General features: G+C 62.4%; 19 protein-coding genes and 1 pseudogene. 12 read left to right on the top strand and 8 right to left on the bottom strand.

The window, feature by feature from the left end; translation table 11 throughout:
* Positions 1 to 93 precede the first annotated feature (93 nt).
* Both recA and alaS read left to right on the top strand, forming a co-directional pair.
* Positions 94 to 1,188: a recombinase RecA gene (gene recA / locus ACUXUR_RS13225; protein ID WP_445502823.1), complete on the top strand. Its 1,095-nt coding sequence runs from the start codon at positions 94 to 96 to the stop codon at positions 1,186 to 1,188.
* A gap of 385 nt (positions 1,189 to 1,573) precedes the next feature.
* On the top strand, positions 1,574 to 4,222 hold the full coding sequence (gene alaS / locus ACUXUR_RS13220; RefSeq protein WP_445502822.1) for an alanine--tRNA ligase: 2,649 nt from the start codon (positions 1,574 to 1,576) through the stop codon (positions 4,220 to 4,222).
* Positions 4,223 to 4,383: 161 nt separating this feature from the next.
* Here alaS and ACUXUR_RS13215 read toward each other — a convergent pair whose 3' ends face one another.
* Entirely contained in the window at positions 4,384 to 4,824 is a 441-nt protein-coding gene (locus ACUXUR_RS13215) for a GFA family protein (RefSeq protein ID WP_445502821.1), read from the bottom strand.
* A gap of 317 nt (positions 4,825 to 5,141) precedes the next feature.
* A complete protein-coding gene (locus ACUXUR_RS13210; RefSeq protein WP_445502820.1) occupies positions 5,142 to 5,699 on the bottom strand; it encodes a L,D-transpeptidase in 558 nt (185 codons plus the stop codon).
* A gap of 196 nt (positions 5,700 to 5,895) precedes the next feature.
* On the opposite strand from ACUXUR_RS13210, the gene ACUXUR_RS13205 reads away from it, so the two are divergent.
* The 5 genes and pseudogenes from ACUXUR_RS13205 to ACUXUR_RS13185 all read left to right on the top strand — a co-directional run bounded on the left by ACUXUR_RS13205 (position 5,896) and on the right by ACUXUR_RS13185 (position 9,224).
* Positions 5,896 to 6,573, top strand: coding sequence for a protein-L-isoaspartate(D-aspartate) O-methyltransferase (locus ACUXUR_RS13205; RefSeq protein ID WP_445502819.1), 678 nt, complete (start codon positions 5,896 to 5,898; stop codon positions 6,571 to 6,573).
* Positions 6,574 to 6,919: 346 nt separating this feature from the next.
* Entirely contained in the window at positions 6,920 to 7,945 is a 1,026-nt protein-coding gene (locus tag ACUXUR_RS13200) for a class I fructose-bisphosphate aldolase (RefSeq protein ID WP_445502953.1), read from the top strand.
* 117 nt (positions 7,946 to 8,062) lie between these two features.
* Positions 8,063 to 8,206, top strand: coding sequence for a hypothetical protein (locus ACUXUR_RS13195; protein WP_445502818.1), 144 nt, complete (start codon positions 8,063 to 8,065; stop codon positions 8,204 to 8,206).
* Positions 8,207 to 8,560: 354 nt separating this feature from the next.
* Positions 8,561 to 8,781: pseudogene (locus tag ACUXUR_RS13190) on the top strand (amylo-alpha-1,6-glucosidase); the annotation flags it as partial.
* A 161-nt stretch (positions 8,782 to 8,942) separates the two neighbouring features.
* Positions 8,943 to 9,224: a hypothetical protein gene (locus ACUXUR_RS13185; protein ID WP_445502817.1), complete on the top strand. Its 282-nt coding sequence runs from the start codon at positions 8,943 to 8,945 to the stop codon at positions 9,222 to 9,224.
* A gap of 56 nt (positions 9,225 to 9,280) precedes the next feature.
* Here the strand turns inward: ACUXUR_RS13185 and ACUXUR_RS13180 are convergent, their stop codons facing one another.
* Both ACUXUR_RS13180 and ACUXUR_RS13175 read right to left on the bottom strand, forming a co-directional pair.
* Positions 9,281 to 10,711 carry a DegQ family serine endoprotease gene (locus ACUXUR_RS13180; RefSeq protein WP_445502816.1) on the bottom strand — a complete coding sequence of 477 codons (1,431 nt, stop codon included), beginning with the start codon at positions 10,709 to 10,711 and terminating at the stop codon, positions 9,281 to 9,283.
* 1,531 nt (positions 10,712 to 12,242) lie between these two features.
* Positions 12,243 to 13,457 (bottom strand): NADP-dependent isocitrate dehydrogenase, encoded by a 1,215-nt coding sequence (locus tag ACUXUR_RS13175; RefSeq protein ID WP_445502815.1) that lies wholly within the window; start codon positions 13,455 to 13,457, stop codon positions 12,243 to 12,245.
* A 502-nt stretch (positions 13,458 to 13,959) separates the two neighbouring features.
* Here ACUXUR_RS13175 and ACUXUR_RS13170 point away from each other — a divergent pair.
* Positions 13,960 to 14,250: a hypothetical protein gene (locus tag ACUXUR_RS13170; RefSeq protein WP_445502814.1), complete on the top strand. Its 291-nt coding sequence runs from the start codon at positions 13,960 to 13,962 to the stop codon at positions 14,248 to 14,250.
* A gap of 81 nt (positions 14,251 to 14,331) precedes the next feature.
* Here the strand turns inward: ACUXUR_RS13170 and ACUXUR_RS13165 are convergent, their stop codons facing one another.
* Positions 14,332 to 15,777, bottom strand: coding sequence for an aldehyde dehydrogenase (locus ACUXUR_RS13165; RefSeq protein WP_445502813.1), 1,446 nt, complete (start codon positions 15,775 to 15,777; stop codon positions 14,332 to 14,334).
* 186 nt (positions 15,778 to 15,963) lie between these two features.
* Between ACUXUR_RS13165 and ACUXUR_RS13160 the strand changes: the two genes are divergently transcribed.
* From ACUXUR_RS13160 to rpsD, 4 genes are all read left to right on the top strand, one after another.
* Positions 15,964 to 16,698: an RNA methyltransferase gene (locus tag ACUXUR_RS13160; protein WP_445502812.1), complete on the top strand. Its 735-nt coding sequence runs from the start codon at positions 15,964 to 15,966 to the stop codon at positions 16,696 to 16,698.
* A 64-nt stretch (positions 16,699 to 16,762) separates the two neighbouring features.
* Positions 16,763 to 17,962: a dienelactone hydrolase family protein gene (locus tag ACUXUR_RS13155; protein ID WP_445502811.1), complete on the top strand. Its 1,200-nt coding sequence runs from the start codon at positions 16,763 to 16,765 to the stop codon at positions 17,960 to 17,962.
* A 9-nt stretch (positions 17,963 to 17,971) separates the two neighbouring features.
* Positions 17,972 to 18,844, top strand: a complete 873-nt coding sequence (murI, locus tag ACUXUR_RS13150; protein ID WP_445502810.1) for a glutamate racemase — start codon at positions 17,972 to 17,974, stop codon at positions 18,842 to 18,844.
* Positions 18,845 to 19,028: 184 nt separating this feature from the next.
* Entirely contained in the window at positions 19,029 to 19,646 is a 618-nt protein-coding gene (gene rpsD, locus ACUXUR_RS13145; RefSeq protein WP_134499065.1) for a 30S ribosomal protein S4, read from the top strand.
* Between the two features lie 62 nt (positions 19,647 to 19,708).
* Here rpsD and ACUXUR_RS13140 read toward each other — a convergent pair whose 3' ends face one another.
* From ACUXUR_RS13140 to ACUXUR_RS13130, 3 genes are all read right to left on the bottom strand, one after another.
* Complete coding sequence (locus ACUXUR_RS13140; RefSeq protein ID WP_445502809.1) at positions 19,709 to 20,299, bottom strand: Spy/CpxP family protein refolding chaperone; 591 nt, start codon at positions 20,297 to 20,299, stop codon at positions 19,709 to 19,711.
* Between the two features lie 153 nt (positions 20,300 to 20,452).
* Positions 20,453 to 21,007, bottom strand: coding sequence for an RBBP9/YdeN family alpha/beta hydrolase (locus ACUXUR_RS13135; RefSeq protein WP_445502808.1), 555 nt, complete (start codon positions 21,005 to 21,007; stop codon positions 20,453 to 20,455).
* A gap of 31 nt (positions 21,008 to 21,038) precedes the next feature.
* Positions 21,039 to 22,289, bottom strand: coding sequence for a class I SAM-dependent methyltransferase (locus ACUXUR_RS13130; RefSeq protein ID WP_445502807.1), 1,251 nt, complete (start codon positions 22,287 to 22,289; stop codon positions 21,039 to 21,041).
* Positions 22,290 to 22,334 lie beyond the last annotated feature (45 nt).

Here is a 22,334-nt window from a genome sequence, read left to right as displayed (position 1 = left end):
AAAGAACTTGCGGGTAGGAACAAAGTGAGTACATATATTCCCTCAACACCGCGTTGAGATTCACTCCTCCTCCTGCCATAAGGATGTCTGGTCATGTCGCAGTCTTCTCTGAGACTGGTGGAAAGCTCATCAATGGATAAAGACAAGTCGAAAGCTCTCGACGCGGCGCTCTCTCAGATCGAGCGCGCCTTCGGCAAGGGCTCGATCATGCGGCTCGGCAAGGGCCAGCAGCCGGTCGAAATCGAAACCATCTCGACGGGGTCGCTCGGCCTCGATATCGCGCTCGGCGTGGGCGGCCTGCCCCGCGGCCGCATCATCGAGATCTACGGACCGGAATCCTCCGGTAAGACGACACTCGCGCTGCACACCATCGCCGAAGCCCAGAAGAAGGGCGGCGTCTGCGCCTTCGTGGACGCGGAACACGCGCTCGATCCCGTTTATGCCCGCAAGCTCGGCGTCAACCTGGACGATCTCCTGATCTCCCAGCCCGACACCGGCGAGCAGGCCCTCGAAATTGCAGACACGCTGGTCCGCTCCGGCGCGGTGGACGTGCTCGTCATCGACTCGGTGGCGGCTCTGACGCCGAAGGCCGAACTCGATGGCGAAATGGGCGAGGTTCAGCCGGGTCTTCAGGCCCGCCTCATGAGCCAAGCCCTGCGCAAGCTCACCGGTTCGATCTCCCGCTCGAACACGATGGTGATCTTCATCAACCAGATCCGCATGAAGATCGGCGTCATGTACGGCTCGCCGGAGACGACCACGGGCGGCAACGCGCTGAAGTTCTATGCTTCGGTGCGCCTCGACATCCGCCGCGTCTCGACGCTGAAGGACCGTGATGATCCGATCGGTAACTCGGTGCGCGTCAAGGTCGTCAAGAACAAGGTCGCTCCGCCCTTCAAGCAGGTTGAGTTCGACATCATGTTCGGTGAGGGCGTGTCCAAGGTGGGCGAACTCATCGATCTCGGCGTCAAGGCCGGCATCGTCGAGAAGTCCGGCGCCTGGTTCTCCTACGACAGCCAGCGCCTCGGTCAGGGCCGCGAGAACTCCAAGCAGTTCCTGCGCGACAACCCCGAGATCGCCGGCAAGATCGAGGCGCTCATCCGCCAGAATGCCGGCTTGCTGGCCGACCGCATCCTGGAGCAGGCGAGCCCGACCGCCGACGATCTGGACGAAGGGTCCGCTGATTAAGGCGGCAAATCTCAGCCGGTTGTCCGGCTGCGATCATGCTCGATAAAGGTTTTGCTCTCCTTCAAGGGCAAAGGAAGGGCCGTCGCGAGAGATCGCGGCGGTCTTTTTCTTTTTCTCCTTCTCCCATTTGGGAGAGGGTGGGCTGGGGAAGGCCGGTCCCGAGAATGACAGAGAGATGGACGCTCCCGTCAGGCCGATGGAGATCGGGATCTCGAGCCTTGAGTGGGCGGTCACTCACCCCTGATCCCTCTCCCGCGCGGGAGAGGGGGGAATACTGGCCTGAATTAGACGACGCGCCGCCTCGACAGAGGGGCCTAGTGCGGCTAAAACCGCCCTCCGTCATACCTTTTGGGCTTCGAGCCCCTTACCTTAAGTTTGAGAACCCATGAGCGGCGTCAACGAAATCCGGTCGGCCTTCCTCGATTACTTCGCCAAGAACGGTCATGAGGTCGTGGCATCGAGCCCCCTCGTGCCGCGCAACGACCCGACGCTGATGTTCACGAATGCCGGCATGGTGCAGTTCAAGAACGTCTTCACGGGTGCCGAGAAACGTCCTTACACCACGGCGGCGACGGCGCAGAAATGCGTGCGCGCGGGCGGCAAGCACAACGATCTCGACAACGTGGGCTATACGGCGCGCCACCACACCTTCTTCGAGATGCTCGGCAATTTCTCATTCGGCGATTACTTCAAGGAACGCGCCATCGAGCTCGCCTGGGGACTGATCACCAAGGAATTCGACTTGCCGAAGGACAAGCTCCTCGTCACCGTCTACCATGATGACGACGAGGCGGCGAACCTCTGGAAGAAGATCGCGGGCTTCTCCGATTCCAAGATCATCCGGATCCCGACCTCGGACAATTTCTGGCAGATGGGCGATACCGGCCCCTGCGGCCCGTGCTCGGAAATCTTCATCGACCAGGGCGACAAGCTCTGGGGCGGCCCTCCCGGCAGCCCTGAGGAGGACGGCGACCGCTTCCTCGAGTTCTGGAACCTCGTGTTCATGCAATACGAGCAGATCGAGCCCGGCAACCGCATCGGCCTGCCCAGGCCTTCCATCGATACCGGCATGGGCCTGGAGCGCATTGCCGCGATCATGCAAGGCGTGCATTCGAACTACGACACGGATCTCTTCCGCACTCTCATCGAGGCCGTGGCTCATGCCACCGGTGTCGCGCCGGAAGGGGACCGCAAAGCCTCGCACCGCGTGATTGCGGACCACCTGCGCACCTCCTGCTTCCTCGTGGCCGACGGCGTTCTGCCCTCGAACGAAGGCCGCGGCTATGTGCTTCGCCGTATCATGCGCCGCGCCATGCGCCATGCGCAGCTGCTCGGCGCGAAGGAGCCGCTCATGTACCGCCTCGTGCCGGCTCTCGTGCGCGAGATGGGGCAGGCCTATCCGGAGCTGATCCGCGCCGAGGCGCTGATTACCGAGACGCTAAAGCTGGAGGAGACCCGCTTCCGCAAGACCCTGGAGCGCGGCCTCACCATCCTCGACGAGGAGACCCGCAATCTCAGCAAGGGGCAGAACCTCTCGGGCGATACGGCCTTCACGCTGTACGACACCTATGGCTTCCCGCTGGATCTCACGCAGGACGCCCTGAAGCCGCGTGGAATCGGCGTCGATACGGACGCTTTCAATGCTGCCATGGAGCGCCAGCGCGAGAAGGCCCGCGCCGCGTGGTCCGGCTCGGGCGAAGCGGCGACTGAGACCGTCTGGTTCTCGGTGAAGGAACGCACCGGCGCCACGGAATTTCTCGGCTACGACACGGAGACCGCCGAGGGCATGGTTCTGGCACTCCTCAAGGACGGCCAGGAAGTGCAGGAGCTGAAGCCCGGCGAGTCCGGCCTCGTGGTTCTCAACCAGACCCCGTTCTACGGCGAGTCCGGTGGCCAGGTCGGCGATACCGGCGTCATGCAGGGCGACGGCGCCCGGGTCTTCGTGACCAGCACCGAAAAGAAGCTCGGAGACCTCTTCGTTCACCATGTCACCGTGGAGCACGGCACGCTGAAGCCGAACCAGTCGCTCGAGCTGATCGTGGATCATGAGCGCCGCTCGGCCATTCGCGCGAACCATTCCGCCACACACCTCCTGCACGAGGCGCTGCGGCAGGTGCTCGGCGATCACGTGGCCCAGAAGGGCTCTCTGGTGGCCCCCGACCGCCTGCGTTTCGACTTCAGTCATCCGAAGCCCATCGAGGACGCGGAGCTCGCAAAGGTCGAGGAGATCGCCAACAAGGTGCTGCTCCAGAACGATCCGGTCGTCACCAAGCTCATGGCAGTGGACGAAGCCATCGAGTCCGGTGCTCGCGCACTCTTCGGCGAGAAGTACGGCGACGAGGTTCGCGTCGTCTCCATGGGCAAGGCAGACGGCAACAAGGTCTTTTCCGTCGAGCTCTGTGGCGGCACTCATGTGAACCGTACGGGCGATATCGGCGTGATCACCATCGTGTCCGAGAGCGCGGTCGCCGCAGGCGTGCGTCGCGTCGAGGCCATGACGGCCGATGCTGCGCGCCGCCACCTGACCGGTGAAAGTCGTAAGCTGCGTGAAGTTGCCAGCCTCCTGAAGGCGCCAGTCGATGATGTGTCTCCGCGCCTGTCTGCCCTGCTTGAGGAGCGCCGCAAGCTCGAGCGCGATCTGGCCGAGGCCCGCCGCAAGCTCGCCATGGGCGGCGGTGCGGGTGGCGGCGATCCGATCAAGGACGTGGCTGGCACCAAGCTCATGGCCCGCGCAGTCACCGGCGTCGAGATGAAGGATCTCAAGAGCCTCGCCGACGAGGGCAAGAAGCGCCTCGGCTCCGGCGTCGTCGCCATCGTGGGCGTCGCCGAAGACGGCAAGGCCGGCATCGTGGTCGCTGTCACGGATGACCTGACGGCGAAGTACGATGCCGTCTCCCTCGTGCGCATCGGTTCCGAGAAACTCGGGGGCAAGGGCGGCGGCGGGCGCCGCGATATGGCCCAAGCCGGTGGCCCGGATGGGACACAGGCCGACGCTGCCCTCTCGGCCATCGAAGCGGCAATGGCGGCGGCTTAAGGCCGCCCTTCAACGGCGCGTCATCTCCGGCTTTCACCTCGTCATCCCCGGGCTCTTCCCGGGGATCTACGTCTTGGGAGCCGCAGCGGTTCAAAGGCGTGGATGGCCGGCACAAGGCCGGCCATGACGTGGAGGGGCATGACGAGGAGAGCCGCTGTCTCTCAATCGTGATCGGGATGCTGGTGCGATTTCATCTTCGCTAGCTCCTCCTGTGAGGCATAATCGTCCGTCCGCTGGCCGGGCAGCGTGTGCAGAATCTCGAAAACCGGGATCTTGCTCTCGATGCCGTATTGAATCTCCGGTGTCACCCGGGTCGGCTCATCGAGGCTGCCGATGGAGACGCTGATGCGGTCGTTCTCCAGGTAGGAATAGGTCAGCGGCGTGCCGCAATCCCGGCAGAACCCGCGCTCCACGGCCTCCGAACTCCTGAAGATGCCAGGCTGCCCCCTCGTCCAGACCAGATCCTTGCGCGGTACGCCCGTGAGCGGCGCGAAATAATTGCCGAATGCCTTCTGGCACATGCGGCAATGGCAGATGCTCGCGTGGGTCGGCTCGGACATGAGCGCATAGCGCACAGCGCCGCACTGACAGCCGCCGGTCATCGCTGTTCTGTTGTCTGATTTAAATACTTTATCCGCCATTGGGGTTTCATCTCCCATTCTACTTGGCACGAGCAGGAAAGGTTTTTTGGAGGCCCTGTGCTTCCCGGAATTGCTCGTTGGGAGGCACATGGAAGTCATAGCACATGGAAAGCATATTGGTGCGACCCGGCATCCGTTCCTTAGCTCGGCTGACACGCCGCTTGAGGCTCCTGATATCCTGAATGTTGGCGCTGGTTCAGCAGTTACTGCGTCTCCAATATGTCTATTGACTACTATCAGGATCTAAGCGGACCTTGTCTGCGCTGACGTTGTTCATCCTACGGGTGTCTGCGCATGTCAGACTGCAGGCGATCAGTAGGACCTCCAGCCATGATACCATTTATGAGCGGATCGAAGCTGGTGAGGCGGCCATAATTGCCCCCGGACCCCATCCCGATTGGGTCAGTGCCGGTCACTTCGATCCGCGTGTTGCCGAGCCCTTCTGCCGTGACGAGAGCGAAGAGGGTTCTGGCATTCTCCGGTGCCAGCCGCACGCAGCCATGCGAGGCTGGCGTCCCGAGCCGGCGAATGGCCCGGCTCCCGTGAATGGCATGTCCCGCATCGGTGAAGAAGATCGAGTGCGGCATGGGCGCATCGTCCCACTCCTGGGAGTAGTGCTCCTTCACCAATCGAGATGGGGTGAATACACCAGCCGGTGTGGCGTAGTCCGCCATGCCCGTCGATACCGGCCAGGAGTACCGCTCTGTGCCATCGACCAACACGGCCATCCGCTGCGTGGTCTTGTTGACCGAAATGAGAACCTCGGCTCCCATGGCCCGAGATACCCCGGCAAGAATTGCCATAAGCACAACCAGGGATGAGAACATTCTTCGCATCGGCCTGCTCCTCCCATCGCCAGGGTCTTCAAGAAGATGACCCCACAGAACGGTTAAGGTTCCATTCCTCAGCCGGGACTTCGAGAATCCGTCCGATCAATCCAACTCGGCAGTCCTGATCGGCGTTATCATGAGACGACCAATCGCTTGCTCGTCGATCCAGGCGGCAAGCAGGTTGAGGGAGACGTAAAACATCATGAAGCCGATGAACGAGAGTCACTTGGCGATCTTGCGTCGGCATATGGTCGAGATGATCGCCATCCACGCTGATCTGGCCGGTGATGAGATCGGCAAAGCCGTCTTGGATGAGCGGGTCATGGCTGCGATGCGGAAAGTGCCACGGCACCTCTTTGTTCCAGAGCCTCTCGCGCCTTATGCCTATCAGGACAGGCCCCTTCCGATCGGCTTCAACAAGACGATCTCACAGCCTTTCATTGTCGCACTCATGACCGATCTGCTGTCCCCGCAACCAAGCGAGAAGGTGCTCGAAGTGGGGACCGGATTGGGGTACCAGACAGCGATTCTGGCAGATCTTGCGGGGCAGGTCTGGAGCATTGAGATTGTCGAAGAGTTCGCCGGCGTCGCGCGGGATCTCCTGCACCAGCTCGGCTACACTACGGTCGGGATCCGCGTAGGGGACGGGTCACGCGGTTGGCGCGAACACGCCCCCTTTGACAAGATCCTGGTCACGGCTGCTGCCGACACGACGCCTGCCGCCCTGCTTGAGCAACTCAAGCCGGGCGGACGCTTGGTGATGCCCTTAGGCCCGGAAGAGATGCAGCGCCTCACAATCATTGAAAAGGATGGAGACGGCCAGACAAAAGTTCAGGAACTCCTCCCGGTTCGCTTTAGCCGCCTCGAGACGGTTAGCTGAGACATGCCAGCCGAGTGACTCTACCTCCGCCGTGAGCTTGGACCTTTCCGCCGCGGTCCGAACGTCGCCTTCCGGCACCAAGCAGAAGTCCGCCGAATGATCCTTCGATAACCTGACGTGCCAGAGAACCTGGTCATACCCCACATCGGGCAGGTTCGCTCGGTAAGGGATCATGGATCGATGTCGCACCTGTTGGGCTTGGCACCATTACAATGCATACTGACGTGGCACGTGAGGAGCCGAGGGTGAGTTTCCTCGTGGCGGGTCGTGGCTGGCATCCCGTCGCAAGATCGAGCCCTGGTGCAATCGGAACTCAATCGAGGCTGACCATCAGTGGAGGAAGATGATGAATCTCGATCAGCTTGCAGGAACGGCCGAAGCGATGGTGCAGCCCGGCAAGGGCATCCTGGCCGCCGACGAGAGCTCGGGGACGATCAAGAAGCGCTTCGATGCCATTGGCGTCGAGTCCACGCCGGACAATCGACGTGACTACCGCGAGCTTCTCTTTCGCTCGACGGAGGCAATGAAGAACTATATTTCCGGTGTCATCCTCTATGACGAGACCCTCCGGCAGAATGCCAGGGACGGAACGCCGCTGGTGAAGCTCATTGAGCAGGCAGGCGCGATCCCCGGCATCAAGGTCGACCTCGGCGCCAAGCCGCTGCCGTTCTGCCCCGGCGAGACCATCACGGAAGGCCTCGATGGCCTGCGGGAGCGCCTCGTGGAGTATTACCGTCTCGGCGCCCGCTTCGCGAAATGGCGCGCGGTGATCGACATCGGCGAGGGCATCCCGACCTGGACGGCCGTGCAGGCCAACGCGCATGCCCTGGCGCGCTACGCAGCGCTGTGCCAGGAGCAGAACATGGTGCCGATCGTCGAGCCTGAGGTGCTGATGGACGGCGCGCATGACATCGACCGCTGCGCCACCGTGACGGAGTTCGTGCTCAAGATCGTGTTTCAGGAGCTCTACGAGCAGCGGGCTGTGCTCGAAGGCATGGTGCTGAAGCCCAACATGGTGATCGCCGGCAAGAAGTCGCCGCAACAGGCCTCGGTGGATGAGGTCGCCGAGCGAACACTGACGGTCCTCAAACGCTGCGTGCCTTCCGCGGTGCCCGGGATTGCCTTTCTCTCGGGCGGCCAGTCGGACGAGGAGGCTACCGCCCACCTCGATGCCATGAACAGGATCGGCGGAGTTCCCTGGCGGCTCACCTTCTCCTATGGCCGTGCTCTTCAGGCGGCGCCCCAGAAGGCATGGTCCGGCAAGCCGGAAAACGTCGCCGCAGCTCAGCGCGCTTTTACCCACAGGGCCCGAATGAACGGCCTGGCTTCAGACGGACAATGGAGGCGCGAATTGGAGGAGCGGGCAGCCTGACAGGGAAGGGGCAGGTCTTCAGCGCCACGGGCAAGTTTGAGGAGCGACTGAACGGCAAGGAGAGATCGGCGTTATCTGTCCGGCACGGACTGTGTGCCGAACCTCGAGAGGTTTGTCATGAACATGTCTGAAATGGCCAGCAAGCTGAAATATGACATCACGGATACCCTCAAACGGGTCACCGGCAGGCTGTCGTCCTGGAAGGACAGGCACGGCGAGCGCGATTCCGGTACGAACAACCGTACCAGCATGAAAAAGTAAGGTTAGGGGGCGAGAGTGCCAGATCCAGGCACCTCGCTCCCTCGCAGGGCTGGGCCAAACTTTTCCGGTGATGGAGACGCTCAGTGTTTCCTTCACCGCTATTAAGTTGGCCAGGAGAGAGCCGGAGTCGGAATCTCAGTCCGCAGCGCGCCGACCATCCTGGAGGAGTGGCCCGACGAGTCGCGCAAGCTCGGTCTCGTCAAGGGGCTCCTTCTCTAAGAGACGGCGAGCCGGTCTTCGATGGCCGCGCCACGGTTCGTCCGAGTAGGCGCGCTCACGCGCCCCCGTTGCCGAGCGGGTTTGGGCTCAGGAATGAGCGTTCATCCTTCTCCAGGGCAGCGTTCCCGAGCTTTTCCGATATGCCGGAGTGGGTCGCCATGGAGCGGGCGCGATGCCCTCATCACGGCCTAAATGACCCTCTGGTTGGTCCGGCGCTTGCCCGCGGTGTCCTTCATTTCCTGGCGGAGAACCAAGAGAAGGTCGAGAATCCGGAGGCTGATACCGAGCCGGGAAAAATCCTGCATGAGGTGCGGTATGGCGAGATGGCCGAGCTCGGTGAAGTGCCGTTCCGCCGCCTTCCTCGCCGATAGCAGCATGGCACGGCCGGGGCGTGCTGCCCGGCTTGCAGATCTGGAACCGGCATGGTCCAGGCTCAGGCGATATTTTCAGGAACCTGGATAAGGCCTGCTGTTTTTCAAAAAGATCTCACGATGTTGAAATTGCAGAGGAGGTTGACATGCGCAGGCATGCATTTCCCGGTGCATTCGCAGCGGCGGCTCTGGGTGTTGCCGTGTCTGGATCATCGATCCCGGACCTCACCCAAGATCTACCAGCCCGTTGCCTTCCGCAGGAGACTCGGAGTGATGGGCTTCAGGATGGGTGCAACGGATTCGTCACGTTCGGCATGACCGGCCCCATGGTGATGCCGGGCCAAGCCCCTGAGGTTGAGGCGACCGGCAGCATCAGCCGCAACGGGAAAGATGATGCAGCGGCGGGCCACACTGATCTCCCTGAATAGATCTCTGCATGACGTCCAAGGGGCTGGAGCCGCGGCGATGCCGCGGCTCAATGTCATTATCCCTCGATCGCAACGAACAGATATTGATCCTCGCGCTTCACGCGCAGGAGGATCGGCTTTTTTTGTCCCTGAGCGTCCGCCCAAGCCCTCGCCACATCTGCCGGAGCGGACACTGGCTGATTATTGGCCGACACGATCACGTCTCCCTGTTTGAGGCCCGCCTCTGCCGCCGGGCCGCTCGGATCGACCCGCTGGATCAGGACGCCTGACGTGCCGGGTTCCAGTCCCAACTGACCTCGGGCGGCGTCGGGGATCGGACTGAGCGCGAGTCCAAGCCGCTTGCCGCCATCCGCTCCGTCGTCGGGAGCTGCCGCGCGGGCGCTCTGCTCGTCGCTGCGCTGGCCGATGACGACGGTCAGTTCCTGAGGCTTGCCGTCTCGGACCACGGTCACCGGCGCCTGGATACCGGGTTTCATGGCGGCGACGGCACGGGAGAGAGCACGTCCACTCTCCACCGGCTTCCCATCGAACTGCGTGATCACGTCACCCGACCTGAACCCTGCCTTATCGGCCGGGCCGCCAGGTTCGACAGAGGCGACGAGCACGCCTTTGTCGTTCGTCCGACCTAGGGCCTGAGCGATGGCAGGCGTGAGCTCCTGCAGGCGCAGCCCGACATAGCCCCGCTCGACCCGGCCTGTCCGGATCAGCTGGTCGGCCACGGCTTGCGCCGTGCGCGACGGAACGGCAAAGCCGATACCGATATTGACGCCCGATGGGGAGAAGATCGCTGTGTTGACCCCGATCACCTCTCCTCGGGCATTGAACAGCGGTCCACCCGAATTGCCGCGGTTGATGGAGGCATCGGTCTGGATGTAGTCGTCATAGGGACCCGAGCGGATGTCGCGGGAGCGCGCGGAGACGACCCCGACCGTCACGGTACCGCCCAGCCCGAAAGGGCTGCCGATGGCGATCACCCAGGAGCCCGGCTCGGCGGCATCGGAGTCGCCCCACGTGGCGGTCGCCATATTGGGTCGGGGATCGACCTTGAGCACGGCAATATCCGTGGCCGGATCCCGGCCCACGAGGGTTGCGGGAACATTCGTCTTGTCCCCGAACACGACATGGATTTCGGCCGCATCCTCCACCACGTGGTTGTTGGTGATGATGTGCCCGTCCGAACTGATCACGAAGCCCGATCCGAGCGCCTCCCGGGGCTGCTGCCGGCGAGGCTCCGGGATCTCGCCGTAGTAGCGGCGGAAGAACTCACGGAAGGGAAGGTCATCGGGCAATGATTGAGCCTGTTCCTGCTCTTCGATGCGCTGCTTCGTCGTGATCGCAACGACGGCCGGCATCTTCTGCTTCACGATGGCTGTGAAGTCGGTAGGAACCTGCTGGGCGGGAGCTGGGAGCGGAGCGAGCGCCAGGATGGCCAGCGCACCCGCAATGACGTGCTTCCTCAGGCTTAGGCTTGATGCAGAACGAGGCATGGGAATCCTCCAGCTTGGAACATCAACCGCTCGGAAAGATCAGAGCGTTGCGCCAATGCCGGAAACGGGGAGCGGTTCCCAGGACGCCCGTAGGCGGCCGAGGGGGCCTAGCCGTCGCCTATCGTTCTGCTTGTGCCTAGCTGTTGTTGTACTGCTCGTTCGGGACGTGCTCCATCTGACCGACAACCTTGCCATCGACTTCTCGGCCATGACAATGTGGGACATGCTGGTGGAGACCATGGCACCATGCCGGTGCTTCTCGCCAGGGGAGAACCTGACGACATGTCCGCGCGGATCGCCTCTCCCAAGAAAAATGAGCATTGCCGATGCAAGTAGGTTCGGGTTCATCTCATAGTTCTTGTGTTTGCTCTCCTGGCATCTGGCAAAGCCAGCTCTTCGAACAGATCGGACGCGATGTTCATGTCCTTGGCCCCGCAGAGGTGCATTCGGAGATTGACACTCATCACGGGCATTGAATGAGTTAGGGTGCTGATGTTTGATCCAACGGGTCAGGGACATAGCATCCCTTTAATCATCTGGTATCGCGGCCTCTCCGAAAACCTGAACAGCCATCGGCAGAAGAAACATTCATCAGCACTATTGCGTTGGCGATTGATCCGGCATGGCGCATTCAGCGGGTGTGTTCTTATCAACCTGATGAACGAGAGAGAGCAGCGCGAAGCTCTTCCACCGTCACATGTGTTTTCTCGGCTATTGCTCTCAAGGTCGCCTCTTCATCCCATGGCCGCTGATCAAGGCGCGCCTCCTCGAATAAGCGCCGGTATTCTCTCACGGCATAGTCCAGAGGGCCTTCGTTCGGAGGCAAATCGCTCATTCCGGAGAACCTTTTAGCTTGGACGGGTGCATCAGTATTTGGAACGCTTCTCCATCCGGACAAGGATACATAGAAGTTACTGGTCCGCTATCGCATAAGGGGAACGTATCGAGCGCAGCGCTGGCGCATCGTGCGATCTTCGCTTCGCACTCAACGATGCGCTCCCTTGAAGAGCGCAACATCGGATGGGTTCCAAAGTGGATTCCACCTTGAGTCCGATGCTCTAAGCTGGCGGCGCCATCCACCTGAAAGTCGGCACGGTCTGAGTTGGGCGTATTCCGAGCGTGGCCCGCCTCCACTGCCGCCTCCGCTTGTCCACTGCCCACCGTCGGGATTGCCGGCAGGGACTCATGGCTGGTTCGGGTCATACTGCTTGTACGCCCTTAAAAGAGGAGCCGTCGCAATTCCAACTGGGCGACCGCAAACGCATAACGGGCCTTCAGCAGAACGCCCTGTTAACCGGCAGATCGAGCCATCCAAAAGCATCTCCGACAATGTTCATGTTTTGTCAGAACATAATAAGAACATTGTCAAGCTTCGGGACTGAAGCATTGACGCATCGTTGGTGCGGAAAACCGGATCCACTTTTCGCTGGCGTGGCCCTTCGAGTCCGCACGATGCGCTGATGATGAGCACAGCAAAAAGCCCGGCGCAGGGCCGGGCTCTTCGAGTTTTCCGATAGATGAATATGGCGTTTTAAGCCGCCATCGCCTTCTTGAGGTTCTCGTCGATCTTGTCGAGGAAGCCAGTGGTGGAGAGCCACTTCTGCTCGGCGCCGACAAGGAGGGCGAGGTCCTTCGTCATGTAGCCGGCTTCCACCGTGTCGACGCAGACCTTCTCGAGGGTCGCGGCGAAGCGGGCGAGCTCGGCGTTGTCGTCGAGCTTGGCGCGGTGTGCGAGGCCGCGGGTCCAGGCGAAGATCGAGGCGATGGAGTTCGTCGAGGTCTCCTTGCCCTTCTGGTGCTCGCGGTAGTGGCGGGTCACGGTGCCGTGGGCAGCTTCCGCCTCCACCGTCTGACCGTCCGGCGTCATCAGCACGGAGGTCATCAGGCCGAGCGAACCGAAGCCCTGGGCCACGGTGTCGGACTGCACGTCGCCGTCGTAGTTCTTGCACGCCCAGACATAGCCGCCTGACCACTTGAGGGCCGAGGCCACCATGTCGTCGATGAGGCGGTGCTCGTAGGTGATTCCGGCAGCGTCGAACTTCGCCTTGAACTCGTTCTGGTAGACTTCCTCGAAGATGTCCTTGAAGCGGCCGTCATAGGCCTTGAGGATCGTGTTCTTCGTGGAGAGATAGACTGGATACTTGCGCATCAGGCCGTAGTTCATCGAGGCGCGGGCGAATTCGCGGATCGAGTCGTCGAGATTGTACATCGCCATGGCGACGCCGGCATCCGGGAACTTGAAGACTTCCTTCTCGATGACGGTGCCGTCCTCGCCCTCGAACTTGATCGTCAGGCGGCCCTTGCCGGGTACCTTGAAGTCCGTGGCGCGGTACTGGTCGCCGAAGGCATGGCGGCCGACGATGATCGGCTGGGTCCAGCCGGGCACGAGGCGCGGAACGTTCTTGCAGATGATGGGCTCACGGAAGATCACGCCGCCCAGGATGTTGCGGATTGTGCCGTTGGGCGACTTCCACATTTCCTTGAGGTTGAATTCCTTCACGCGGGCCTCGTCCGGCGTGATGGTGGCGCACTTCACGCCGACGCCGTACTTCTTGATGGCCTCGGCGGCCTCGACGGTGACCTTGTCGTTGGTGGCGTCGCGGTGCTCGATGCCCAGGTCGTAGTACTTCAGGTCGATGTCGAGATAAGGGTGGATCAGCTTGTCTTTGATAAACTGCCAAATGATGCGGGTCATCTCGTCGCCGTCGAGTTCGACGACCGGATTGGCAACCTTGATCTTCGCCATGATCTCACCTTGCGCTTCTTGAAGAGCTGGAACAGGCCTGCCGGGCGGCAGGCGGTTACCGGGGGCTATAGCGCGGTTGAGGCCGGTGGGGAAGGTGGGGGGAGACCAGGAATTCAGCGCTTTCTGGCGCGATACGGACTTTTCCTTATCTCGACGCAGGGGTGAGGGTCAAAAGCGTGTTGGCCATGGCCGCCTTGGTCTTCACGGTGTCGTCCGTTCTCCGGTGCTGATTCAGGAACCTGGCCAGGACCGTTCTGCTCCCAAGGTAAAAGCGAGTGCATAACGTAACGGATTAGAGAAAACTTTTGTCTGAGTTTTAGTTCCGATGGTGGGAATAACAGCCTGTCATGTGTGTTTACGCACGGAAATCCAAGCGTGGCCGTAGTGGGATCCTCTTATTCCGATGGCTTTTCACAGGGCTGGTTCGACGTGTCTGGGGCTGTGAAACGCCGCTCACCTTGAGCAATCGGAAGTTTTACTTCGATATCAAAGAGGAAACGAAATGCGTCTTGCCATTCTTCTCGGGGCGACGGCTCTTGTGCTCGCCGGCTGCCAAACGGCGGAACAATCCATGTCAAATGCCGAGTCTGTCTGCCAGGAGACGGGTCTGAAACCGGGCACCAAGACTTACACGCGCTGCGTCAATGCCAGCTATCGCAACAATGTGGCCCAGTCGAATACGGCGGCCAATCAGGCCGCTGCCGGCGCGGCCGTCGGCGTCGTCGGTGGCGCAGTGATCGGCGCAGCGGCTGCACGCCCTCACTACTATCATTGTGGCTGGGGCTGCTGGTAACAGCGGCTTTCGAAGGCGCTGAAAAAGAGAAACCTCCCTGGGATCCCAGGGAGGTTTTGTTCTGGATAGGCCGATGATTGTTCAGAACGGATAATGCTGGTTCGGATCCTCGATGGTGATCCAGCGCAGATCCGTGAATTCCGCGATCGCCGCCTTGCCGCCGAAGCGGCCATAGCCGGAGCCTTTCACGCCGCCGAAAGGCATCTGCGCCTCGTCCCCGACGGTCGGGCCGTTGATGTGGCAGATGCCGGATTGAATCCGCTTGGCGACCTGCAGGGCGCGCTGGATGTCACGTCCGAACACGGCGGAGGAGAGGCCGTATTCCGTGTCGTTGGCGATGCGGATCGCTTCCTCCACATCCTTGACGCGGATGATGCTCTTGGCGGGGCCGAAGGATTCCTCTTCATAGATACGCATGCCCGGCACCACGTTGTCGACGAGTGTCGCTTCCATGATCGTGCCGTTGCGCGTGCCACCTGCCACAAGCGAGCCGCCTTTCGCGACCGCGTCCTTCACCAGTCCTTCGACGCGTTCCGCTTCCTCGGCGCTGACGATGGAGCCGAGCACCACATGCTCGCGTGGATTGCCGGCGGGCAGGGCCTTGGCCTTGGCGGCGAGTTTTGCGACAAACTCGTCGGCCACCTTCTCATCCACGATGATGCGCTCCGTGGACATGCAGATCTGGCCTTGGTTGAGGAAGGCCCCGAAGGCAGCGGCATTCACGGCGGCGTCGATATCGGCATCGTCGAGCACGATGAGAGGCGCCTTGCCGCCGAGTTCCAGCAGAACCGGCTTCAGATGCCGCGCCGCGATCTCGGCAATGATCTTGCCGACGCGGGTCGAGCCGGTGAAATTCACGCGGCGAACGGCCGGATGGACGATCAGGGCTTCGACGACTTTCGGCGCATCGGCGGCGGCATGCGTGACGACATTGATGACGCCTGCCGGAAAACCGGCTTCGGACAGGACTTCGCCGATGAGGCGATGCGTGCCGGGGCAGAGCTCGGAGGCCTTGAGCACCACCGTGTTGCCGCAGGCGAGCGGCATGGCGACTGCGCGGGTGCCGAGGATGACAGGCGCGTTCCAGGGAGCCATGCCGACGCAGACGCCGGCCGGTTGGCGAATGGCGAGCGCCGTCGTGCCCGGCTTGTCGGAGGGAATCACTTCGCCCGTGATCTGCGTCGTCATGGCAGCCGCTTCGCGCAGCATGTTGGAGGCGAGCATCACGTTGAACCCGGCCCAAGGCGCGGTGGCGCCGGTCTCCTTCACCATCAGCTCAGTAAATCGCCCGGCATTCGCCTGCATCAGATCGGCGGCCTTCAACAAGAGCGCGCGCCGTTCGCCGGGGCCTGTATCCGACCATTGCGGAAAGGCAGCCGACGCCGCTTCGATCGCCCTGTTGGCATCCTCGACACCGGCAGCGGGTGCGCGCGTGGCGACCTCGCCCGTCACCGGATCGCGCCGCTCGAAGGTCACGCCGCTTTGAGCCGATGCGTCCTGATCACCGATGAGAAGCCTTATGTCCATGCTGTCCTCCCTGACACACGCCATCTGATGAGGCGCAGTGATGTCGTTCGAATTCATATTAGAGCGGTTCAGTCGCCGAGGCGAAAGCCTCAGCGATGGACATGGACCCTAGGCGCGGCGCTTCGTTTGGCGCTATGGAGAGGCATCTCTTCTGTCCTCGGGCCAGATTTAGTTCAAAGACGCATCATGATCCGCCCCGTCATCATCCTCGTGGAACCGCAGCTTGCCGAGAATATCGGCATGGTGGCGCGCGCCATGGCCAATTTCAGTCTCTCGGAACTGCGCATCGTCGCTCCACGCGACGGCTGGCCGCGGAAGGGCGCGCATTCGGCGGCATCCGGCGCGGTGCATGTGCTGGAGGGCGCGAAGCTCTATGATTCCGTGCGCGAGGCCATTGCCGATCTGAGCTTCGTCTTCGCCACCACGGCGCGGGAGCGGGGGCAGATGAAGCGGGTCTTCGGGCCCGATGAGGCGATGGTCGAGACGCATCGGCGCGGCGCGGAGGGCCAGCGTATCGGAATCATGTTCGGGCGCGAGAGAACGGGCCTGGAGAACGACGAGGTGTCGCTGGCAGACGCCATCATCACCTTTCCGGTCGACCCGCAATTCTCGTCCCTGAACCTGGCCCAGGCCGTGCTGCTCGTTGCTTACGAATGGTACAAGCTCGCCACCGGCGGAGCGCTGCCGTTCTCCGGCGAGAGGCTCTCGCCGCCCGCACCACGCGAGATGGTGACCTCGTTCTTCGATTATCTCGAAGCCGAGCTCGATGCGGTGAACTTCTACCCCGAGGATAAGAAGCCGACCATGACGCGCAACATGCGGGATATCTTCCACCGGCTCGAGATGACGGAGCAGGACGTGCGCACCCTGCGCGGGGCGATTCGCGCTCTTGCGGAAGGACGCCGGTTGAGAAAGCCTTAAAGATCTTCTGCTCTAGTGTTGCCGGGAGCTCTTTTTGCTCCGCACATTCTGATCTGAGATCGCCATGCGCCGCTCATTGACTGCCCTTGTTTTCCTCGGTTCGTGCCTTGCCGCTCCGGTGGCCATGGCAGCAACGCCGCCGGGTCAGCCGGGGCAGGGGCCGGGCGGGTCGGATTACAGGATCACCGAGGTGGTCAAGCGCGGGACCGGAACCGTCAGTTCGGGGGCTTACGTCTTCCATGGCAACGACACACCCGACTCTCGCCCGGTCGTGGTATTCTTCCATTCCTGGGGCGCTGTGAACCCGGCCCTCTATGGCGGCTTCATCGATCATCTGGCCCGCAAGGGCTATCTCGTCATCTTCCCGCGCTTCCAGGAGGTGAACCGCTCCCGCCCTGCCGATGCGACCGCACGGGCGGAGGCTTTGATCCACGATGCATTGGCGGCTCTGGCCGATGATCCCCAAGCACGCCCCGATCACGACCGCGTCGCCTTCATCGGCCATTCTGCCGGCGTGCCGATTGCGCTCAACGTGGCGGCGGGTGTCGAGGAGACCAAGCTCCCGGCTCCAAAGCTGATCTTCGGCCTCGTGCCGGGCGGCATCGCGTCGAACGAGAAGGAGCGGGGAATCATGCTCCGCGACCTCTCGACCGTGGATGACCAGACCCTGCTGATCGCCATGAGCGGCGATCGGGAGCACCTGCCGAGCGACCGCGCGTCCCGCCGGATCTTCGAGGCGACGAGCGCGATCCCGACGACACGCAAGCTGTTCATGCGGGCAAGCTCGGACGATCACGGCTATCCGGCGCTGACGGCGACGCTGGCCTTCCCCGGCTCTCCGAAGCCCGACTACGATACCGCTGCCATCAAGCTGCAGCCGGACCCGCCCCGCGATCCGAAGCAGAAGAACACCTGGAAGTGGAGCGCCGACATGGCGCTCTCCGGCCCCCAGACGATTCTGACCCAACAGCTCGGGAACAACGGCACCGACAGTCTCGACTATCTCGCCCTCTGGAAGACCTTCGAGATGGCGGCCGATGCGGCCTTCGCTGGCAAGGACGCCACCACCCTCGTGCGCGATCCGAAATTCGTCGATATGGGCAACTGGAGCGACGGCTGGCCCGTGCGCCGCCTGTCGGCTCAGATGCCGAAGCTTGAGAGCCAAGAGAAGCAGCAGGAGCAGGGGCCCCGCCGTAAGCTCAACATGTCCCCCACCGAGAATAAGCAGGGACTGAACGGTTTTCTGAAGCAGCTTCGTTCGTAAGGCTTGCCGATGCGTATCGATCTTCTGGCCGGGGCGTCCTATAACGCGGCTGTCATGCCGTCTCCCGTTCCCACGATCCTCATCTTCGATTCCGGCCTCGGCGGCCTCACCGTGTTCTCCGAGGTACTGAAAGCTCGTCCCGATGCCCGCTTCGTCTATGCGGGCGACGATGCCGCTTTTCCTTATGGGCGATTGAGCGAGGAGGCTCTGACCGCGCGGGTTCTCTCGGTCATGGAGCGTCTGATCGATCTCTATGATCCTCAGCTCGTGGTGGTTGCCTGCAACACGGCCTCAACAATTGTGCTGCCGCCTCTGCGCGAGCGTTTCTCCGTGCCTTTCGTCGGCACCGTTCCCGCCATCAAGCCGGCGGCGCTCGCAACCCGGACGGGCTATGTGACCGTGCTCGCCACGCCCGGCACGGTGGCGCGCGACTACACCCGTGATCTCGTCGAGACCTATGCGGGCGGCTGCAAGGTCAATCTCGTGGGCTCGCGGCGCCTGGCGGGCTTCGCCGAGGCGGAACTGGCGGGCGCTCCGGTCCCTGATGAGGATCTGCTCGCCGAACTCCAGCCGTGCTTCGTCGAAGGCGAAGACGGGCGGACCGACGTGGTGGCTCTGGGCTGCACCCATTATCCGCTCCTGCTGCCCCGCTTTCAGGCACTCGCGCCTTGGCCCGTCACCTGGATCGATCCCGCTCCGGCTATCGCTCGCCGCGTGACCCAGCTCATCGGTCCGCCCGTTCCAGGGCACGAGGCTGATGAGAACGAGGCGCTAGCGGTCTTCACCGGCGGTGCGGGCATCACGGCAGCCTTCCGTGAAGCCTTGCGGAGCAAGGGCCTGCCCCTCGTCACGATCGAGGATATGCCGCTCCTCCGAGGGTGAGACAGAAAAGGGCCGGTCTCGATTGACTTATGCCCCGTTTTCTCTTACATCCCACCCGTTCGCGCGGTCCTCACGGGCCGCGTAACTTTTTACGCTCCCGTGGCCCGGCTTTCGGTCGGCCTGTCGTCCCTTCGGGGAAGAGGAGGGCGCGTTCCTCGCTCATTCGACAACAAGAGGAACAGCGATGTCGAAGCGCATTCAGGCCAAGCACAAGCTTGACCGCCGCATGGGTCAGAACATCTGGGGCCGCCCGAAGAGCCCCGTGAACCGCCGCGAATACGGCCCCGGCCAGCACGGCCAGCGCCGCAAGGGCAAAATGTCCGACTTCGGCACGCAGCTGCGCGCCAAGCAGAAGCTGAAGGGCTACTACGCCAACATCACCGAGAAGCAGTTCCGCCGCTACTACGCGGAGGCTATCCGCCAGAAGGGCGACTCCGGTGAGAACCTGGTCGGTCTGCTCGAGCGCCGTCTCGACGCGATCGTGTATCGCGCGAAGTTCGTTGCGACACCCTTCGCCGCTCGTCAGTTCGTGAACCACGGTCACGTGAAGGTCAACGGTCGCCGCGTGAACATCCCGAGCTATCTCGTGAAGGCCGGCGACGTGATCGAGGTGAAGGACAAGTCCAAGCAGCTCGAAGTCGTGGTTGTCGCGTCGCAGCTCGCCGAGCGTGACGTTCCGGACTACATCGAGGTCGATCACTCCAAGATGACGGCCCGTTTCACCCGCATCCCGACCCTCTCCGAGGTGCCGTATCCGGTGCAGATGGAACCGAATCTCGTGATCGAGTTCTATTCGCGCTAATTGCTGCGATCTGAAACTGAAAAGGCCGCCCGATCGGGCGGCCTTTTTGTTTTTGGTGAGGCTTACTGCTGAGGGGCAAGACCACGCGGGCCGGGGCCCATTCCGCCAGGACCCACCGGGCCGTGGTGCCGCATCTCGGCCCGGCGGTCGCCGCGACCGCGGCGCTGATGCCAGCCCAAGCCGTCGTTCACGGCCTCACGCATGAGGCGCGGCGCGATGCGTTTCTGGTCTTCACTGAATGTATCCCAGAGGGGGCGCAGAGCCGTAGCGATGGCCGACGAGGTCTGCGCGCGCTCGGTCTGTACGGTACTGCGCTGCTCGAAGCGCTGCATGAAGTCTGCCGAGCGGCGCTGTTCGCGGTTCTCGCGGAACTGCGTCATCCGCGTGTAGCGCTGGTTGGCGGCGTTGCGGATGGCGGTTTCTACCGGCCCCCAGAGCCTTTCCTGATCGGCAGTGAGCTTCAGGCCAGCCTTGATCGAAGCGACGCGGGCATCGACGAGGCGGTTGAAGTCATCCTGCGACATGCGGGGCCGAGCCTGCTCCTGAGCCTGTGCCGCCGGAGGCTCGGCGGGAGCCTGCGCCTGGGCGAAGGCATAGGTGCCGACGCCGGCGAGCATGGCAGCAGCAGTAGCAAGGGTGGCAATTGTCTTCATACGGGTATCCTCCTTGAACACCGATGAGAATGAGATTGCTCTCATCCTGTTCTCGGCTGGATGACTGCCGCATGAACTTTTCGTCATGTTGTATGAAGATTGTCTCTCCCACGTCATGGCCGGCACAGGCCCGGCCAAGATTAAGGAGAGGCGTCAGCCCAGGCGCTTCAGGAAGCCTGCAAAGCGCATGAGGCCTTCGGGCCAGGGACCGTGCCCGCTGTCCGTGTTCAGGTGCCCGGCATCGCCTGCGTCGACGATGGCCGAGCCCCAGGCATAGGCGATGTCCTCCGCCTTCTCGTAATCGCAATGCGGATCCGTGCGGCTCGCCACGAGCACCGATGGGAAAGGCAGAGGATCACGCGGGATCGGCGCGAAGGCGCGGTCGATGGCAGGAATGAAGTCGGTCCTTTCCACATCCGGCATGCTGACCAGAAAGGCGCCCTGCACCTTGTCGGCCGGAAGAAGCGGAGCGGCGTGGACGATGGCCAGGACGCCGAGGCTGTGGCCGACGAGAACGACCGGCTTTTTTGCGCGCTTCACGTCCTCGACGATGCGCTCGACCCATTTGTCCTTATTGGGCGCATCCCAGTTCTCCTGCTCGACCCGCCACGCGGTCGAGAGTTGGCGCTCCCACCGGCTCTGCCAATGGTCGGTGCCTGAATTCGTGTAGCCTGGAACGATGAGGATATCGCAATCGGAGGTTTTCATGTCCCCGAGATAAAGGCGCACCCTTGTCCGTTCAAGCGCTGCGCTTGAACTCCATGGTTTCGGCGCGTTTGAGGATCGCCTCCCGCTCCGCGATGTAGTCGCGGGTCAGAGGCACCACATCATTGCGCCTGGCCAACTGAACCTGGAACACCACCGCATCCTGCCAGCGGAAGGCGGATTCCGACATGGCAAGGTAGCATTCCCACATCCGGCAGAAGCGTTCGTCGTAGAGCTTCAGCACCTCGTCCCGCTGAGCCAGGAAACGCTCGCGCCAAGCTTGGAGCGTGTAGGCGTAGTGCAGGCGCAGAATTTCGATATCCGTCACCACCAGCCCCGCGCGCTCGATGGCCGGCATCATCTCCGAGAGCACCGGCAGATGGCCGCCGGGGAAGATGTAGCGGGCGATCCAGGGATTGACGGGGTAGGGAGTGCCGGACCTTCCAATGGTGTGAAGGAGCATCACTCCATCATCCTTCAGGAGCTTCCGGCAGGTCTGGAAATAGTCATCGTAGGACGCCAAGCCCACATGCTCGAACATGCCGACCGACACGATGCGGTCAAAGGTGCCGGTCGTGGCGCGATAATCCTGGAGCTCGAACTTCACCCGGTCGGCGAGGCCGGCGGTCGCGGCCCGCTTGCGCGAAACCTCCAACTGCTCCTCTGACAGAGTCACGCCCTTCACCGAACCCGCGCCGGCCACTTGAGCCAGATAAAGCCCCATGCCGCCCCAGCCGGAGCCGATATCGAGCACGCTGTGGCCGCGCTCCACCAGGAGCTTCGCCGCGATGTGCCGCTTCTTGGCGGCCTGGGCCTCTTCGAGACTCGCATCCGGATGGTCGAAATAGGCGCAGGAATACTGCTTGTCGCTGTCAAGGAAGAGAGAGTAGAGCCGCCCGTCGAGATCGTAATGATGAGCGACGTTGCGCTTGGAGCGTGTCGCGTCGTTCTCGCCGCGCAGCGTCAGCCAGTGTCGGATCTTTCGCAGGCGGTGGAGAGGAAGATCGTTGAGCTCGCCGTGCGTGTCCTGAAGCACGAGCTGGAGAAGGCCTAAGATATCGCCTTCCTCGATGACGAGCCTTCCATCCATGAACAGCTCGCCGAGCTTCAGTTCGGGGTGGAGGCAAAGAGCCGTCTGAGCCGCCGTATCCGTAAATCGGATCGCGACTTCGGGGAGCCCGCCATCGCCGAAGGTGAAGGTCTGCCCCTTGGCGGTGGTCATTTTCAGGGTGCCACGCTTCACGGAGCGCGTGAAGGCGGTGGCGAGGATCTTGTCTGACAGCATGGTCTCATCCCCGTGCCGTTGATCTCCTGCACGGGGATTGTCGCG

The organism is Microvirga medicaginis, assembly GCF_052658925.1.
Note: the sequence above shows the minus strand (reverse complement) of the source record. Positions and strands in the feature narration are given on the sequence as shown.